Consider the following 16,229-nt stretch of genomic DNA (forward strand, 5'->3'; position numbering starts at 1 on the left):
CTTCTACTTGGTGTCGAAATTGGTGGCGCTATCCCAATCCGGGTTGAAAGGCAAATTACGCAGGCCTTCGACCCGTGCCGCGTACAACTCGTACAGGATGCTGTGGGGTCTAAGACCTCGCAACTGCCCCATCAGTTTGTCGCATTGTGCCCATTCTTGTGCTGCGTAGGCACGCAGAAAACCCTCCCACACAGCCAGTTCTTCAGCGAGATCGGTGGATAGCTGCCCCCTGGGTGCAAGGGGCTGGTAAATCGGCACGGCCTGCGCCTTGCCTTTGACGCGCACGCGGTCCATGGCCTGCCATACAAACTGAGGGGCGAGCTGCATGGCAGATTCGCTCACCACGATCGAAGTACCGTAGTGCTTGGACAGTCCCTCCAGGCGGGAGCCAAGGTTGACCGCATCGCCGATGACCGTATAGCTGCGCCGGATGTCAGAGCCCATGTCACCCACGCACATGACCCCGGTGTTGAGCCCAATGCCCACCCCGATCTCGGGCAAACCGCGCTGGCGATGATTGGCGTTGATTTGCCCAATGGCCTGCGACATCTCCAGGGCCGCAGTCACTGCCAGTTGGGCATGATCCGGCGTGGCCACTGGAGCCCCCCAAAAAGCCATGACACAGTCGCCCATGTATTTGTCGATGGTGCCGCGGTGGCTGCGGATGATATGGGTGAGCTTGCTAAATACTTCATTCAACAACCCTTGCAGCTGCAAAGGCTCCATCCGCTCGGACATGGCGGTAAAGCCGCGCATGTCGCAGAACATCACCGTCAGCTCCCGGTTGGTGGCCTGCATGCTGTAGTGCTCCGGCTGCTTGACCATTTCGGCCACCAGCTCTGGAGGCACATAGGCGCTGAACAGGGCTGCGAGTTCGCGCTTGGAGCGGCTCTCCACAAAGTAGCCATACGCCATGTTGAGGGCAAAGGCCAGCATAGCCATCACCACCGCAGTGGCGAGCGGCAACGCCAGCCCCTGCGCGATGTACATCCACAGATTGAGTCCTACCAGCGCACAAAGCACACCACCACTGAGCAAGACCGCAGACGACGCTGACAAGAGCGGCAAGGCGACTGCCAATAGCAAACCCGCGCACAGCAGCTGCAGCACGTCAAACCCAGCGGCATAGTCAGGCCGAACGATGCTCTTGCCATCCAGGAATGCCGACAACACGTTGGCATGGGTCTCCACGCCTGGGTACGTCCTGCCCACCGGCGTCACACGCAAATCCAGCAAACCAGGTGCTGTCGAACCTACCAGCACCAATTGGTCCTTGAGTTGACCAGCCGGCAGTAAGCCATCCAGAACGTCCGACGCCGAGATGTACCGAAAGGAACCACCCTTGGCATCGCCCGGCCCACGGTAGGGAATGAGCGTGGCCAACTGCTGGTCCACGGGGAGCGCCAGCGTGCGACCATCTTGGCGCAGCACGATGCTTTGGAGCACATCATGCGTCCCGGACGGCTTGGAATTCACAAAGCCGGGGTGAATCTCTGGCAGACCGATGGCGGTGCGGAACATGGCCAATGCCAGCGATTCGTAATACTGCCCCTGGTACTCTGCCAACAGGGGAAGGGAACGAACAACTCCGTCCTCGTCCGTGATCGAGTTGAAGAAGCCTGCAGCAGGTGCCGCCTGGGTCAGGGACTCAATGTTGCTGCTGTACCCACGCCACGTAGTCGCCCCCAGAGGCAAGCCCCGCAAGCGCTCCACGGGCAGGGCGGGTTCTGGCAACATGCCTTTCGTGATGCCGTCGCGGTCTTCGCCCGAAAGGTAGTAACCCAGCACCACTGGCTGCCCGTGCAGAGACTGCGCAAAAAGAGCGTCATGGTCCAGTGAGGGCGCCAGACGTTCCAGTTGCTCTTGGAAGGCCGGCTGGCTGCGTAAAGGGCCCTGCGCCAGTTGTTGCAGCGTAGAGAGGCCCGAACTTTCATCGGCCTCGGCAAACAGAACGTCAAACCCCACCACGGCCACTTGTTGGCGCTCAAACAGCTCATGCACCAACGCAGCCATCTTGTCCCTGCGCCAGGGCCATTGCCCCACACGCCCCAGGCTCTTCTCGTCGATATCGACGATGACGATCCGCTCGTCCAGCGTTCGTGGCATGGTCACCCGCAAGCGGGTGTCGTAGATGATGTTGTCCAGTCGCTCCAACACCTGCAGGTGGAGCACATCGGCCACGTGCAGCAACGCAAAAACCAGCGGTATCAGCGTGACTGCGATGCGTTGCCAGCGTCGGAGGAACAGCTGCGACAAGGACTGCAACATAGGTCCACGCGCAGGAATAGGAGTGTCCAGTCAGCAAGGGCCCGCAGCGATGATGCGAGCCTTTTGCAGAGTGTCAGCTTTGCTCGAACTGCATCTCGGTGCCCGCCAGCTCCAGGCGATCCCCGTGCTTCAGGGGAACCGGCGATGCACCAATGGCAGCGCCGTTGAGCAGCGGCATGTCCGGTCCTTCGACATGGGCCAAGACAAAACCCTGGTGCCGCTTGGTGATGGAAGCCACAGCCACACCCGGCTTTCCAATCGTGGTGACCACCTTCTGCAGCGACACTTCACGCCCCGCAGCAGCACCGGACATGACCCGAATCACGGCCGAAATCGGGGCTGGCGCGGGCGCGGCCGGAGCGGGCCTAGCAGCGGCGACCGCAGGCGGCACCATTCCGGGCTTGAAGATCATGGTCTTCTCAAAGTTCTGACCTTCGGCGTCCTGGAGGAACCGAATCTTGTACTTGCCCACTTCCACTGTATCGCCATTGCGCAACTCCTGGCGCTTGACGGCCTTGGCGTTCACATAAGTGCCGTTGGTGCTGCCCAGGTCTTCAATCTCCACATCCTGTCCCACCATGTGGAGCACGGCATGCTCACCGCTCACCGCAAGGTTGTCGATCACGATGTCGTTGTAGGGGCGCCGGCCCAGCGTGGTCCGCTCCTTGGTCAGCTGCACTTCCTTGATGACAACGCCGTCGATTGAAACGATCATTCTCGGCATGATCCACTCCTGATGTGATGAATTGTTGTAGTTCGGGCCGTTCAAGAGGCCCCTAGCAATCGGGACATGAGGCCACGCTTCTTGCCCCCAGCGGCAGCCTGCACCAGCAGCACGCTCACGTTATCACGACCGCCGTTGGCGTTGGCGGTGTCAATGAGCAGTGTCGCTTTTTCCTCCAAAGGCATGGGCGCCCGCACGAGCTCCGCCAGATCCGAATCGGACACCATGTCGGTGAGCCCATCGGAACAGAGTAAAAACAGATCATTCGGCGCCACCTGAAACTCGTTGACTTCCATCAGCACATTGGGCTCCACACCCAAGGCCCGAGTCACCAGATTGCGATTGGAAGACAAGGCCGCCTGCTGCGCCGTCAGCAGCCCCGCATCGACCTGTTCCTGCAACCAGGAATGGTCGCGCGTGATTTGCTGCAAAGCACCATCACGCAGACGGTAACAGCGCGAATCGCCAATATGCCCCAGGATCAGGCGGCTGCCGTGGAACACGGCAACCACCAGCGTCGTACCCATGCCCGCGTACTGCGGATTGGAGAGAGATGCCCCCAGAATGGCGTGATTGGCGTTTTCCACGCAGATTTCCAGCGCCCGGCGCACGTCCGTGGACTGGGGACTCGCGCCGGCTTGGGCCAACCAGCGGGCCATTTCGGTACGGATGAAGGTGGTTGCCATGCCACTGGCCACTTCGCCCGCGTTGTAGCCGCCCATGCCATCGGCCAATATCGCGACCTGCGCATCGCGGTCAACGGCTACCGCGTCTTCGTTGTTGGAACGCACGCGGCCCTTGTCGGTCCGCGCAGTGAATTCGTAGGTCATGGATGTGGAGGCGTGCGTCATGGGGCGCCCGAAATCGGCGGGGCTGCCGCACCCCGCACAGCGGGGGGCTCCATCACGGTTTCCTGAAAATCCGCCATTTCTTGCCCTGTTGCATCGCGGTCCGCATCATAGACGACTGGTTCAGGGCTGAATCGGGCATCGCCGGTCATGGCCTGCCGCAGATCCGCCGCGAACTGCCGCCCGGTCTGATAACGCGCCTCTGGCCGCTTTTGCAACGACAGCGCCACCACCCTGGCCACCGCGGCTGAGAGTTCGGGGCGCAGTTGGCGCACATCGGGCGCCTCCACGCTCGCGATCTTGTGCATCAGCTCGGTCATGGACGCTCCCCGCAGCGGCAGCGTGCCCGTCAACAACTGGAAGAGGGTGATGCCCAGCGAATAAAGGTCGGAGCGCCCATCGACTTTCTTTCCCGCCAGTTGCTCCGGAGACATGAAGCTGGGTGTTCCCAGAACCAGCCCCGTACGGGTCTTGCTCGAATCCGTGATGCGGGCAATACCGAAGTCCGTCACTTTGACCGCCTCTGTCCCGCCGTCAAACATGATGTTGGCGGGCTTGATATCGCGGTGCACCACATTGTGGGCATGGGCATAGTCCAGCGCATCGGCCACCCTGGCTGCAATGGAGAGCACGGTGGGGACCGGCAGCAGCCGGCCCTGGCCACAGACATGGGTCAGGTCCTGACCCTTGAGGAACTCCATGGCGATATAGGCCAAGTCATGCTCCTCACCGGCATCAAAAATGGTGACGATGTTCGGATGCTGTAATCGGCCTGCAGTTTCGGCCTCTCGGAAAAACCGTGCGCGCGCATCGATCAGGGCGTCACCTTCGAACTCCTGCCCCAAGGCCAGAGTCTTGATGGCTACGACGCGGCCGATCTTCGGATCGCGCCCCAGATACACCACTCCCATGGCGCCTTTGCCAATTTCACGATCAATCTGGTAGCGCCCCAACATGGGCACGCCGACACTCGCATCGCCTGGCAGGCGGGGCGCTGCAGCGCCGGCACCCGGCAAAGAGTCTGTGGCGCCCTGCGGAGCTTGCGCGCCACCTTGTGCCTGAGCCTTGGCACGCTTGTAGCGGCTGCGGGCGTCCTTGTAGTGCCGGTCATGGCGCAGGATATGTTCGTAGACCGTCTGCGCCTTGCCGAAGTGGCGCTTGCGCTCGAAATCCTCCGCCAGATGGTAGAGATTGTCCAGAAGCGCGTCGCTGGCAGGTACCTTGCGCAGGCGCTCAAAGGCCATATCCAGTTGTCCCTGGCCCTGCAGGGCCAAGCCCATCATGCGGTCCGTCTCGGCGGCTTCTGCGGAACGTCCGGAGGCGTCACTCAGTCGACCACGGTGCAAAAGCACCACCACGGTAGTACCAGCCAATACAGCCAGCACTGGCAGCAACAACGGAACCCACAACCCCCCATAGCGCAAAAGGGTCCATTCGGCGATGACAACGGTGAGCGCGAGCGCCGCACCGCCCCCCATCCCGACGGGGCGCGCCAAACGCGGCGCCAACAGCACCAGATACACCCCCCCCAGCGCCAACACCAGCCAAGCGGCCGGAGTAGCCCAGCCTGGCTCTGTCACGCCCAGCCCGAGGCGAATGGATGACAAGGTTTGCGCCAACACCTCCACCGGATAGGCAGCATGCTCCCCCAGCTGCGCCGCTGGGGCGCCCATCTTCTCCGTCATTTCGCCCACCAATACGATCTTGCCCTGCAAGCTACCAGCGGCGACGGTTCCATCGAGCACGCTGGCAGCCGACAGAATAGGGAAGGTGCCCGCTCCATCGCCAGCCACTTGCCAGCGGGGACGCAACACGGCGCCTGCATTGGTGGCAACGTTCAGCCCTCCGAGCCGCAGCCCCGCAGGCGCATCGACCACGCGGATATCACCCAACCCCAGATGCAGGCTGTGTTGCGCCGCCAGCAACGCCAAGGACGGCACCCCCACGCTGTCGTAGCGAAGAAGCAGTGGAACCTGGCGTACACGCCCATCCAGGTCAGCCTCTGCATACAAGTGCCCCACCCCAGCCGCCACCGCGCCCAACGACGGGATGGGGTGCTGCGCCGACTGCATCGGGGTTGCAGCAGCACCCGGGTCGGGCAACGTGCTGCGACGCACGTACGACGGCAGGGGCGCAGCAGCCCCGCCACTTTCATAACGCGAAGCCAGGAGCACGTTGCCCGCCCGCTGTATGGAGGCTGCCAGACGCGCATCGCCGTCGAGTACAGCTTCTGCCTCACCCACCACACGGCCGAGCTCGGCCGTCAGTGCGGTTCCCTCAGGCGCAGCGGCAAGGGTTTCGCGGATTTTTCTCAGGTAACCCAAGCCCCTGTCGTTCTGGGGCTGTGTGAATGGGGGGGTGTAAACAACGGTTTGGGCACCAGCCGCTGACAGGCCATCAACCAGGCGCGCGTGGATGTCACGCGACCAGGGCCACGGCCCCAGAGCGGCCAAGCTGGCATCATCGATGGCGACAATCACCACGTCGGCCAACGGGGCAGGGGACGAGGTGCGGATGGCGGCGTCGTAGAGCTTGTGTTCGAGCGACAACGATGCGCCCGTGACCGCGCACAGGCCCGCTACGGCCAGTGCCACCAATCCGCCCCAAAAGCCGTCGGTACGCCATCCATCCATCCGCCGCGCCGAGGTTTTTCGTCCCACTTGCTGTTATTCCACTCAGTATTGGGTGGATTTGAAGCAATAACTGCGCCCATGCAGTCCAAGGGCCTCAGGACCGTTGTTAAGAGGAGATTCGGAGCGAATGGGCAGCGGGGGTGGCGTTGCGTGTCGTTCTTGTCACGCAACCCCGGGATGGGACGCCAGCGCCATGCCATTTTTGTCAGTCGCTGGCCTTAAAGAGGGGTTGCACCTCCGTGCAAGCCCCTTGGGCTGCAACCCTCAGGTCGCGGATGCGCTGTTGGATCCCTTGCGCCAGAACTTGCCCACGCCCACCACCAGCGCGGCGCCCAGTGCGGCCGCTACATAGTGCAGCGCAGGGTGCGCCACTGCGTAGTCATGCAAGATGGCATCGCTGGCGATGGTTTCTCCACCCACCCAGCCGATCAGCGCGGCGCCGAGCACCACGATGACAGGGAAACGCTCCATGAGCTTGATCATGAGGGTGCTGCCGAAAATCACCAGCGGGATACTGATGGCCAAGCCCAACACCAGCAGCACCACGTTGCCCTGGGCCGCAGCCGCCACAGCGATCACGTTGTCCAGGCTCATCACCAAGTCGGCGATGAGGATGGTGCGGACGGCGGCCATCAGGCTGCCATAGGTTTTGGACTCGCCCTCGTCCTCCTCGTCGTCGCTGAGCAGCTGAAAGCCGATCCACAGCAGCAGACAACCGCCCACGATCTGCAGGAACGACAGCTCCAGCAGCTTGGCAGCCACAACGGTCAGCAAAATCCGCAAGACCACGGCAGCGCCAGAGCCCCAGAACACGGCTTTCTTTTGCTGATGGGGGGGAAGGGACCGGGCTGCCAGCGCGATGACCACCGCGTTATCGCCTGAAAGAATGATGTTGATCCAGACGATCTTCACCAGGCCGATCCAAAAATCGGCGCTTTGCAGAAACTCCATGACTGACTCCACTGTTATGAATGCAAGAAGCGCCCGGAACCTGGGTTCCGAGCGCTTCTCTTTTTGTAGGAGCCGCCAGTCTAGCGGTCTGTGCCGCGCCCCGCGTCCGTAATTGTGCTTACGGACGGGACAGCGACAGCCCGCTTACTTCAGCTGGGCCTTGAGCAGCTTGCCCAGTTCCGAAGGGTTGCGGGTGATGATGAAACCCGACTCTTCCATGATGGCCAGCTTGGCATCGGCCGTATCGGCGCCGCCAGAGATCAGGGCGCCCGCATGGCCCATGCGCTTGCCGGGAGGGGCGGTCACGCCAGCGATGAAACCGACGATGGGCTTTTTCATGTTGGCCTTGCACCACTGGGCGGCTTCGGCTTCATCCGGACCGCCGATTTCGCCAATCATGATCACGGCATCGGTGTCTGGATCGTCGTTGAATGCCTTCATCACGTCGATGTGCTTGAGGCCGTTGATGGGGTCGCCACCAATGCCCACGGCGCTCGATTGACCAAGACCGACTTCGGTCAACATGGCCACGGCTTCGTACGTCAGCGTGCCCGAGCGGGACACCACACCGATACGGCCCTTGCGGTGGATGTGACCGGGCATGATGCCGATCTTGATTTCGTCAGGCGTGATCAGGCCAGGGCAGTTGGGGCCCAGCAGCAGCGTCTTCTTGCCGCCAGCGGCTTCCTTGGCCTTCATCTTGTTGCGCACCATCAGCATGTCCTTGACCGGAATGCCTTCGGTGATGCAGATGGCCATGTCCAGGTCGGCTTCGACAGCTTCCCAGATCGCGTCCGCAGCGCCTGCGGGCGGCACATAGATCACCGACACGGTGGCACCGGTCTGCTGGGCGGCTTCCTTGACGGAGGCGTAGATCGGGATGTTGAAGATCGACTCGCCCGCCTTCTTGGGGTTCACGCCCGCCACGAAGCAGTTCTTGCCGTTCGCGTATTCCTGGCACTTTTCGGTGTGGAACTGGCCAGTCTTGCCCGTGATGCCCTGGGTGATGACCTTGGTGTCTTTGTTGATGTAGATCGACATGTGTGTTCTCCGGGCTTACTTGACGGCAGCAACGATCTTGGTCGCAGCTTCGGCCATGGTGTCTGCGGCAATGATGGGCAGGCCAGACTCGGCCAGCATCTTCTTGCCGAGCTCTTCGTTCGTGCCCTTCATGCGCACGACCAGCGGCACGTTCAGGTTCACGGCCTTGCAAGCTGTGATCACGCCGGTGGCGATGGTGTCGCACTTCATGATGCCGCCGAAGATGTTGACCAGAATGCCTTCGACCTTGGGGTTCTTCAGCATGATCTTGAAGGCTTCAGTCACCTTCTCGGGGGTAGCACCGCCGCCCACGTCCAGGAAGTTGGCCGGCTCGCCGCCGAACAGCTTGATGGTGTCCATGGTGGCCATGGCCAGGCCAGCGCCGTTCACCAGGCAGCCGATGTTGCCATCGAGGCTGATGTAGGCCAGATCGAACTTAGAGGCTTCCACTTCGGCCGGATCTTCTTCGTCCAGATCGCGGAAGGCCACGATTTCTGGGTGACGGAACAGGGCGTTGGCGTCAAAGTTGAACTTTGCGTCCAGGGCCATCAGGTTGCCCTTGGAGTCGCAGTTCAGGGGGTTGATTTCCACCAGCGACGCGTCGGTGTCCATGTAGCACTTGTAGATCTTGGCGAAGATGTCCACGGCTTGGTCGATGGAAGCGCCGGTCAGGCCGATGGCTGCTGCCACCTTGCGGCTCTGCGCTTCGGTGATGCCGGTCAGCGGGTCGATCATCTCGGTGATGATCTTCTCGGGCGTGGAGTGGGCCACTTCCTCGATGTCCATGCCGCCTTCGCTCGAAGCGATCAGGGCGACCTTCTGCGTGGCGCGGTCGGTGACCAGCGAGACGTACAGCTCATTCTTGATGTCGGCGCCGTCTTCGATGTACAGGCGGCGGACCTTCTGGCCCTCAGCGCCAGTCTGGTGCGTGACCAGCTGCATGCCCAGAATGTCGCTGGCGCGTGCTTTCACGTCGTCAATGGTCTTGGCAACCTTCACGCCGCCGCCCTTGCCACGGCCACCGGCGTGGATCTGGGCCTTGACCACCCACACGGGGCCGCCGAGCTTCTGGGCTGCTTCCACGGCTTCTTGCACCGTGAATGCGGGAATGCCACGCGGAACGGGCACACCAAAATTGCGCAAGATTTCCTTGCCTTGGTATTCGTGAATCTTCATGAGGTCTCTCTCAGGGAAGGGTGGTAGTTACCCGTTTACCATGAACAGATGTCTGGCCGCGGGCTTGGGACATGGCAACCCGCGACTGTATCATGCTGCAACGCACCATCCTTGTGCCTGACTTACACCCTGGGTGGGCCTGGCGGCCTTCCCGCCCCCACTTCTATCCGGCAGACGCTGCCACCTTTTTTGCAGGAGCACCCCCCATGTCCAAAGTCTTTATTGATGGCGAAGCCGGTACCACGGGCCTGCAGATCCGCGAGCGCCTGCAGGCCATGCCGCAGATCGAACTGGTCAGCATCGCGCCCGAGCTGCGCAAGGACCCGGCCGCCAAACGCGACCTGATCGCGGGGGTGGATCTGGTGGTGCTGTGCCTGCACGACGACGCTGCGCGCGACACCGTGGCGATGGTGGACGAGATCGAGCGCAGATCGGTCCGCAAGGTCAAGGTGATCGATGCCAGCACGGCGCACCGCACGGCCGATGGTTGGGTGTACGGGTTTCCGGAACTCGCGGCAGCGCAGACACAAGCGGTGCGCGACGCCACCCGCGTCTCCAATCCCGGCTGCTACGCCACGGGAGCGATTGCCATGCTGCGCCCGCTGGTCGATGCAGGCCTGATCCCTGCGGACTACCCCCTGAGCCTGCCTTCGGTCTCGGGCTACTCCGGCGGCGGCCGCACCATGATCGAAGCCTACGAGGCGGGCACCGCAGCGCCGTATGAGGCGTATGCACTGGGCCTGTCGCACAAGCACATCCCCGAAATCTTGCGCTACACCGGGCTCACACGCCGCCCGGTGTTTATCCCTGCGGTGGGCAACTTCCGCCAGGGCATGCTGGTGCAGTTGCCGCTGCACCTGGACCTGCTGCCCGGAGCCCCCAAGGCCAGCGACCTGCACGACGTGCTGGCCAGCCACTACAGCCGCGCCAACACGCCAGAACAATGGGTCAGCGTGCTGCCCCCCACCGACGATTTGAAGCTGGCCGCCGACACGCTGACCGACACCAACAAGCTGGAGCTGCGCGTGTTTGCCAACGAGCAGTACCGGCAGGCCGTGGTCATCGCGCGCCTGGACAACCTGGGCAAGGGCGCCAGTGGCGCTGCAGTGCAGAACCTGCAATTGATGCTGGGCGTGTAAACACCTCAGAGCGCGTCAGGAAGCGGGGCCGATGCCCCGCTTGTTGGCGTTGCAGTCAGCCCTCGTCAGACGCATCGGCGCCCAGCACCGCGCGCCGCGCCACATCGCCTGAGAACCCCCGTACCAGCAAAAACCGCATGTGCTTGGCGCGGGTTTGTGGGTCTGCGGCGGGCTCGCCAAACTTGCGGCGCCATACCTCGCGGGCACGCTCCAGTTCGCTGCCCTGCAGCTGGGCCACGGCCTGCTGCACGGCCTCTGCGCCCAGCCCCTTGGACTGCAGCTCCTGCCGGATGCGCGAAGCACCCAGACGCCCTGCGCGCCGGTGCAACACCGACTCCACCACGCGCGCCTCGCTGATGAAGTCCTTGGCCTGCAGGTCGTCCAGCACAGCCTCCAGGTCTTCGCCCTCCTGCACATGCGGCGCGAGCTTGCGCTGCAGCTCGGCGCGCGAATGCTCCCGCTGGCTCAGCAGCCGCAGCGCACGGCCCTTGAGCGAGAGCGCAGTGAATCCCATGACTGACCAAATGCTATATTTTCAATAGCTACAAACGCATATGATATGAGCGCCTGCAGGCTATTTGCCTTCAAAAACCGAAATCACTCGTCCGCAGCCGCTGCTGGGGCCTGCAGTGCGCCAGGCAGCAGCGCAATGCCCAGGCCTTCGCGCACCTTGTTCTCGATCTCGCGGGCCAGGTCGGGGTTTTCGCGCAAAAACTCGCGGGCGTTGTCACGGCCTTGGCCGATCTTTTCGCCGTTGTAGGCGTACCAGGCACCGCTCTTTTCCACGATCTTGGCCGTCACGCCCATGTCGATGATCTCGCCCTCGCGGCTGATGCCCTCGCCGAACAGGATGTCGAACTCGGCCGTCTTGAAGGGCGGGCTCACCTTGTTCTTGACCACCTTGACCTTGGTCTCGTTGCCGATGGCTTCGTCGCCCTTCTTGATTGTGCCGGTGCGACGGATGTCGAGGCGCACCGACGCGTAGAACTTGAGCGCATTGCCGCCGGTCGTCGTTTCGGGCGAGCCGAACATCACGCCGATCTTCATACGGATCTGGTTGATGAAGATGACCATGCAGTTGGTCTTCTTGATCGTGGCGGTGAGCTTGCGCAGCGCCTGGCTCATCAGGCGGGCTTGCAGACCGGGCAGGGCGTCGCCCATCTCGCCTTCGATTTCGGCCTTGGGCGTGAGCGCAGCCACCGAGTCCACCACGATCAGGTCCACGGCGCCGGAGCGCACCAGGCTGTCCACGATTTCCAGCGCCTGCTCGCCGGTATCGGGCTGGCTGATCAGCAGGTCGGACAGCTGCACACCCAGCTTCTGGGCGTACTGCACATCCAGGGCGTGCTCTGCGTCGACAAACGCGCAGGTGCCGCCTTGCTTTTGCATCTCGGCAATCACCTGCAGCGTGAGCGTGGTCTTGCCCGACGATTCCGGGCCATAGATTTCGACCACACGGCCACGGGGCAGGCCGCCCACGCCCAGCGCAATGTCCAGGCCCAGCGAGCCGGTGGAGACGACCTGGATGTCCTCGATCACCTCGCCTTCACCCAGGCGCATGATCGTGCCCTTGCCGAATTGCTTCTCGATCTGGGCGAGCGCGGCGGCCAGGGCCTTGGCCTTTTCCGTGTTTACGGGCAATGCGGGGTTGGTGCCTTTGACTGCGACGTCCATGAAAAACTCCTTGTAAAACAACAGGTTGGATGCTTGCACCGCTCTGCGGTTAATCACAGGCTGGATGCTTGAACAGTAGTTTATGCGAGCAATGAAATCCAGATAAAGCGATTTTTAGTCAGTTTGCCTGACAATATCGCATGGCCGATTTTTCTCCAGCCGCCCCCCTTGCCACGCCCGCCCCGGGGCCTGACGACCGCTGGCGCCAGACCCACCTGGGCCGCCTGATGGGCAGCGCCCTGCGCCGCTTCGACGCGCGGGTACTGCAGCTCATGGCGCGCAATGTGGAGGTGCCGCTGGCGCTGTCCAACCTGGCGGCACGCGACCAGGTGACGGCTGCGCACGTGCACATCACCCGGCACCTGGCCTTGCAGGGCGACCGACTGACCGATCTGGCCCAGCGCGCGGGCATGACCAAGCAGGCTATGGCCAACCTGGTGGACCAGTGCGAGGCCTGGGGGCTGGTCACGCGCGAGGCCGACCCGCTCGATGCGCGGGCGCGCCGCGTGTGCTTCACGCCCACCGGCCTGGCGTGGCTGCAAGCGTTCCGGGATGCCGTGGCGCAGGCCGAGGCGGAGTTCCGCGACGAAGTGGGCCATGACGTGGCCACCGTGGTGGCCATTGGGCTGGAGGCCTATGCGGGCGGCGATACGGGTGCCTGAGCCCCCATCGGCTCGGCGCAAGCCAGCAGCCATTCCCTGAAGCACTGCAGCGCGTGCAGCTGCGTGCGGCCTTCGGGGTAGCAGAACCAGTAGCCCACATCACTCCGGTAACCGCCGCGCAGGTCGGCATCGGGCAGGGGCTCGCGCACCAGGCCTGCCGTGATTTCATCCTGCACCAGGCAACGCGGCACCAGCGCCAGTCCCATGCCCGCCATCACGGCGCGGATCATGGTCTGGAACTGGTCGAACTGCGGCCCGGCCAGCGGGTCGATGAGGCCTTCCACACCGTGCGTCTCGCTCCAGCGCAACCACGCCTCGGGCACGGTCACGTGGCGCAGCAGCGTGTAGCGGGCCACATCGCGCGGGGTGTGGATGGGCCAGTCGGCCACCTTGGTGCGAGGGGCGATCAGCGCCACCTCGTTGCCCGTGATGTGGTGGGCGTGCGCGCCGGGCCAGTGGCCGTCGCCGAACAGGATGGCGCAGTCCAGCTCGGGGCGGGTGAAGTCGTAGCTGTGCACATAGGGCACAAAGTGCAGCGTGATTTGCGGGTGCTGTTGCTGGAACTGCGGCAGGCGTGGGATGAGCCATTTGGCCGCAAACGTGGGCAGGCTGGACAGGTGCAGCGCCCCCCCACCGTCATCGCTGGTGATCAGCTCCAGCGTGGCGGCCTCCAGCTGCGCCAGCACGCCACGCACCGCCTTTTCGTAGCGCTCGCCGGCGGGGGTGAGCGCCAGGCGCTTGCGGCTGCGCTCGAACAGCGGCACGCCCACCCAGGTCTCCAGTTCCTTGACCTGTTTGCTGACCGCGCTTTGGGTGAGGTGCAGGGCCTCGGCCGCGCGGGACACCCCGCCGAACCGCGTCACCGTGGAAAAAGCCCGCAGCAGGTGAACAGGTGGCGAGAGGCGGCGAAGAGATGACATAGTAAGTAATCAAATCATTCCAAACAGGAATGTTATCAGGCATATCCATTGCTTGGTAGAGCGCATTGAATCCTTTAACCTCAATGCAACCCATAGGAGAAATGCCCATGCAACGCCGTCACTTGCTCTCAGCGCTGGCCGCCGTATCTTTCGCTCCCGGAATGTCTTTGGCGCAAGAGGGCAAGCCCCTGCGCATCATCGTTCCGTTCCCGCCCGGGGGCGCCACGGACATCACGGCCCGCAGCCTGCAAGAGTCGCTGGCGCGCATCCTCAAGCAGCCCGTGGTGCTGGAAAACCGGGGCGGCGCAGGCGGCTCCATCGGCATGGCCGAAGTCGCCCGCGCGCCGGCAGACGGCCTCACCCTGGGCGTGGCCACGCTGTCCACCCATGGCGTGAACCCCGCCGTGTACACCAAGCTGCCCTACCACCCAACCAAGGACTTCATCGGCGTGACCGAGATCGTCAAGGCCCCGGGCGTCATCGTGATCAACCCGGCCGTGGTGCCCGTCAAGGACTTTGCGGAGCTGGTGAAGTACCTCAAGGCCAACCCCGGCAAGGTGTCCTACGCCACCCCCGGCAACGGCACCATCGGCCACATGTGGGGCGAGCTGTTCAAGAGCAGCACGGGCACCTCCATGGTGCACATCCCCTACCGTGGTGCAGGCCCGGCCATCAACGACGTGCTGGCGGGCCAGGTGGCGGTGTACTTTGACCAGGTGGCTTCGTCGCTCCCGCACGTCAAATCGGGCAAGCTCAAGGCACTGGCGGTGTCGTGGCCCGAGCGGCTGGATGTATTGCCCGATGTGCCCACCTACGCCGAACTGGGCTACAAGCAGGCCAACGAGCCTTCATGGTTTGGCCTGGTGGCCCCTGCGGGCACGCCCCCAGCGGCGGCAGAGCGCATCCAGCAAGCCGTCGCCCAGGCCCTGAAGGAGCCCGCCGTGCGCGAGCGCCTGGCAGGCCAGGGCCTCTACCCCTCGGGCACCACACCCAAGGAGTTCACGGCCCAGATCGCCAGCGAGATCGACAAGATGAAGCGCGTGGCGGCCTACGCCAAGGTGGTGCTCGACTGACCTGATTTCCCCGGGCCCTCGCCCCGGGGACGGCCACAGCTGGGATGGTGAGACGACGCAGGCAAGCCTGCTTCCCGGGCCTGCTCAAGGTCTCAGGGATAACCATAGTCACATCCCGGTCTGGGCGGCTAGGCCAGCCGCCCTCCTTTGCGCACACTCTGCCTATGCATGCAGCCTTGAAACTGATCCACCACCGCTTCCAGCAGGCCCAGCCCGGCGTCACCGGCTCGCCGGGGCTTGCCACACAACCCTCCAGCACCGCCACCGTCACTGCGGTGCCCGGCAGCACACCACTGGTCCTCGACTCCCCCCACAGCGGCACCCGGTACCCCGACGACTTTGGTTCCGCCCTAGACCTGGCCACGCTGCGCCGGGCCGAAGACACCCACGTCGAAAAGATCTACGCCTTTGCCCCCGCGCTCGGCGTGGCCTGGGTCGAGGCCCACTTCCCCCGCATCTACCTGGACGCCAACCGCGATACGACCGAGCTGGACACCAGCCTGCTGGACGGCGACTGGCCCGACCCCATCTCCACCGATCCCAAGGTGCTCAGCAAGGTGCGCCTGGGCAAGGGGCTGATCTGGAAGTTCACCGACCAGGGCGAACCCATCTACCAGCGCCAGCTCACTGTGGCCGAGGTGCGTGCGCGCATCGACCGCTGCTGGCGCCCGTACCACGCCGCCGTGGCCCAGGCCATCGATGCCGCCCATGCGCGCCACGGCTACAGCATCCACCTCAACTGCCACTCCATGCCCGCCGTGGCCGGGCGCTTTGCCACCGAGTTTCCGGGGCTGGAGCATGCCGACTTTGTGGTGGGCGACCGCGATGGCACCACCGCCAGCCCGGCGCTGTCGGCACTGATCTGCGAGCACCTGCGCGCATGCGGCTATAGCGTCGAATACAACCACCCCTACAAGGGCGTGGAGCTGGTGCGCCGCTACGGCAACCCCGCGCAGCACCGCCACAGCATCCAGGTCGAGATCAACCGCAAGCTCTACATGGACGAGCAGACGCTCGCCCAGATGCCTGAGGGCATGGCGCGGCTGCAGGCGGACCTCAAGACCCTGGTGCAGAGGCTGCTGGCACACGATCCGCGCTGAGCACCCGACGCAGGCCCGGC

At 63.6% G+C, this 16,229-nt stretch carries 14 protein-coding genes; 4 read left to right on the forward strand and 10 right to left on the reverse strand.

The window, feature by feature from the left end:
- Window positions 1-3: 3 nt before the first annotated feature.
- The 7 genes from ASC83_RS00160 to sucC all read right to left on the reverse strand — a co-directional run bounded on the left by ASC83_RS00160 (window position 4) and on the right by sucC (window position 9,641).
- Window positions 4-2,268 (reverse strand): CHASE2 domain-containing protein, encoded by a 2,265-nt coding sequence (locus ASC83_RS00160; RefSeq protein WP_056056602.1) that lies wholly within the window; start codon window positions 2,266-2,268, stop codon window positions 4-6.
- 73 nt (window positions 2,269-2,341) lie between these two features.
- Window positions 2,342-2,992 carry an FHA domain-containing protein gene (locus ASC83_RS00165; protein ID WP_056056604.1) on the reverse strand — a complete coding sequence of 217 codons (651 nt, stop codon included), beginning with the start codon at window positions 2,990-2,992 and terminating at the stop codon, window positions 2,342-2,344.
- Window positions 2,993-3,033: 41 nt separating this feature from the next.
- Window positions 3,034-3,822: a Stp1/IreP family PP2C-type Ser/Thr phosphatase gene (locus ASC83_RS00170; protein ID WP_015016291.1), complete on the reverse strand. Its 789-nt coding sequence runs from the start codon at window positions 3,820-3,822 to the stop codon at window positions 3,034-3,036.
- Between the two features lie 17 nt (window positions 3,823-3,839).
- Window positions 3,840-6,473 carry a CHASE2 domain-containing serine/threonine-protein kinase gene (locus ASC83_RS00175; protein WP_235509279.1) on the reverse strand — a complete coding sequence of 878 codons (2,634 nt, stop codon included), beginning with the start codon at window positions 6,471-6,473 and terminating at the stop codon, window positions 3,840-3,842.
- A gap of 264 nt (window positions 6,474-6,737) precedes the next feature.
- Window positions 6,738-7,424 carry a TerC family protein gene (locus ASC83_RS00180; RefSeq protein WP_056056608.1) on the reverse strand — a complete coding sequence of 229 codons (687 nt, stop codon included), beginning with the start codon at window positions 7,422-7,424 and terminating at the stop codon, window positions 6,738-6,740.
- A gap of 144 nt (window positions 7,425-7,568) precedes the next feature.
- Entirely contained in the window at window positions 7,569-8,465 is an 897-nt protein-coding gene (sucD, locus tag ASC83_RS00185) for a succinate--CoA ligase subunit alpha (RefSeq protein WP_056056609.1), read from the reverse strand.
- Between the two features lie 15 nt (window positions 8,466-8,480).
- Complete coding sequence (sucC, locus tag ASC83_RS00190) at window positions 8,481-9,641, reverse strand: ADP-forming succinate--CoA ligase subunit beta (protein WP_056056610.1); 1,161 nt, start codon at window positions 9,639-9,641, stop codon at window positions 8,481-8,483.
- Between the two features lie 206 nt (window positions 9,642-9,847).
- On the opposite strand from sucC, the gene argC reads away from it, so the two are divergent.
- Window positions 9,848-10,780 carry an N-acetyl-gamma-glutamyl-phosphate reductase gene (gene argC / locus ASC83_RS00195; protein ID WP_056057574.1) on the forward strand — a complete coding sequence of 311 codons (933 nt, stop codon included), beginning with the start codon at window positions 9,848-9,850 and terminating at the stop codon, window positions 10,778-10,780.
- Window positions 10,781-10,835: 55 nt separating this feature from the next.
- Here argC and recX read toward each other — a convergent pair whose 3' ends face one another.
- Together recX and recA are read right to left on the reverse strand one after the other, a co-directional pair.
- Complete coding sequence (recX, locus tag ASC83_RS00200) at window positions 10,836-11,294, reverse strand: recombination regulator RecX (protein ID WP_056056613.1); 459 nt, start codon at window positions 11,292-11,294, stop codon at window positions 10,836-10,838.
- 83 nt (window positions 11,295-11,377) lie between these two features.
- Window positions 11,378-12,454: a recombinase RecA gene (gene recA / locus ASC83_RS00205; protein ID WP_056057577.1), complete on the reverse strand. Its 1,077-nt coding sequence runs from the start codon at window positions 12,452-12,454 to the stop codon at window positions 11,378-11,380.
- Window positions 12,455-12,594: 140 nt separating this feature from the next.
- Between recA and ASC83_RS00210 the strand changes: the two genes are divergently transcribed.
- A complete protein-coding gene (locus ASC83_RS00210) occupies window positions 12,595-13,116 on the forward strand; it encodes a MarR family winged helix-turn-helix transcriptional regulator (protein ID WP_056056615.1) in 522 nt (173 codons plus the stop codon).
- On the opposite strand, the gene ASC83_RS00215 is transcribed toward ASC83_RS00210, so the two are convergent.
- Window positions 13,089-14,036: a LysR substrate-binding domain-containing protein gene (locus tag ASC83_RS00215; RefSeq protein ID WP_056056616.1), complete on the reverse strand. Its 948-nt coding sequence runs from the start codon at window positions 14,034-14,036 to the stop codon at window positions 13,089-13,091. The two genes, ASC83_RS00210 and ASC83_RS00215, sit on opposite strands and share 28 nt — an antisense overlap.
- 107 nt (window positions 14,037-14,143) lie before the next feature.
- Between ASC83_RS00215 and ASC83_RS00220 the strand changes: the two genes are divergently transcribed.
- Window positions 14,144-15,109, forward strand: a complete 966-nt coding sequence (locus tag ASC83_RS00220) for a tripartite tricarboxylate transporter substrate binding protein BugE (RefSeq protein WP_056057580.1) — start codon at window positions 14,144-14,146, stop codon at window positions 15,107-15,109.
- A gap of 164 nt (window positions 15,110-15,273) precedes the next feature.
- Entirely contained in the window at window positions 15,274-16,209 is a 936-nt protein-coding gene (locus ASC83_RS00225; protein ID WP_056056618.1) for an N-formylglutamate amidohydrolase, read from the forward strand.
- The last annotated feature ends 20 nt before the right edge of the window (window positions 16,210-16,229 follow it).

The sequence above is a fragment of the Acidovorax sp. Root402 genome, from assembly GCF_001425125.1.
GTDB classification, from domain to species: Bacteria; Pseudomonadota; Gammaproteobacteria; order Burkholderiales; family Burkholderiaceae_C; genus Acidovorax; species Acidovorax delafieldii.